The sequence below is a fragment of the Acetobacterium sp. K1/6 genome (genome assembly GCF_034438075.1).
Taxonomy (GTDB): domain Bacteria; phylum Bacillota; class Clostridia; order Eubacteriales; family Eubacteriaceae; genus Acetobacterium; species Acetobacterium carbinolicum.
In genome coordinates this window covers 1-1,277 of the sequence record NZ_JAXQGA010000071.1, presented here as the reverse complement: position 1 = coordinate 1,277, position 1,277 = coordinate 1, and the positions used below count along the sequence as shown (strand labels likewise).

The window sequence follows — 1,277 nt, the reverse complement described above, 5'->3', positions numbered from 1 at the left end:
TATAATGTACACGCTTGTCAAGACACGAAATCAGAAATATTTAGATAAATCTCCTTTCGCATTTTGATCAGGCAGCCAATGCCATATTTTCATAGAATACAGCTGCCGGTGTTTTGTAATCGAATCGTTGGTGACCACGCTTGTGGTTATATTTAGCGATGTATTCCTTTGTCATAGCTTTCACTTCAGTAACGGTTTCCGGGTACAGCAAATACAGGCGTTCCCATTTATATGATCGGAAAAACCGTTCAATGGCAATATTGTCGGTAGCACGGCCTTTACCATCCATGCTGATTTTAGTTGTTTTGAAGCTTTTAATCAGGTCAATATAGGCATTTGACGTAAACTGACTGCCCTGGTCACTGTTAATAATCTCAGGTGCGCCATAGTTTTCAACGGCATTTTTTATAACACGGGTGACCATATCGGTTTGCAGGGTGTTGCTGATGGTGTATCCCACAATATAGCGGGAATACCAGTCAATGATAGCGGTTAAATACACAAATCCATTTGGAGTTCCAATATAAGTAATATCAATGGACCACACCTGATTCGGTCGGTCAATTTCCAGATTTCTCAGCAGGTAGGGATAGGTTTTTGCAGCTTTGGCCCGCTTACTCAGATTAGGACCGGGATAGAAACAGACAATATCCATTTCCATCATATAACGTCTGACAAGACGTCTGCCCACGTTATGAAAACCCTGTTTATGCAGTTCATTCCGGATTCGTCTGACGCCAAAGGCAGGTTCCTCGTAATGAATACGATCAATGGCATTTTTAATATTGATTTCATCCCTGGATGGCGAAACATCTACAGGTACATGATAAGCTGTCGATCGCGATAGCATCAGAAGTTGACACTGTTTTTTTATGGTTAAGGAAGGGTGCTTCCAATCAATTAACGCTCTTTTTTCTTCATTTGAGAGATTTGAATTTGTTTTTTTTTAAGCCAATCGACATCCAGTGTTAATTCGCCTATTTTCTTTACGAGCAGCTCCTTTTCATCTTCATGCTCCTGTTTGAGTTTGTCCACATCTTCATTTTTCTTATTGAAGACGGCTGACATATTGGCGATAAATTCGGTTTTCCAACGGCTTAACAATTGCTGAGATACTTCATGCTTTTTTGCGATCTCAGCTAACGTATTTTCTTCTCTGAGGATTTCCAGTACGATGGTTGCTTTTTCCTCAGGGGTCCAGGTTCGTCGTTTTTTACTCATGTGTATAGTTTATCTTATTTTCTGGATTTTGTGTCCAACTATTTGTGAACATTATA

General features: G+C 39.9%; 1 protein-coding gene. It reads right to left on the bottom strand.

Annotation, left to right across the window (positions count from 1 at the left end; all coding sequences use genetic code 11):
* Positions 1-67: 67 nt before the first annotated feature.
* A protein-coding gene (locus U2P91_RS17895; RefSeq protein WP_148637246.1) for an IS3 family transposase occupies positions 68-1,221 on the bottom strand; the annotation gives its coding sequence in 2 pieces (ribosomal slippage) (positions 68-939 and positions 939-1,221; 1,155 coding nt in all).
* Positions 1,222-1,277: the final 56 nt, after the last annotated feature.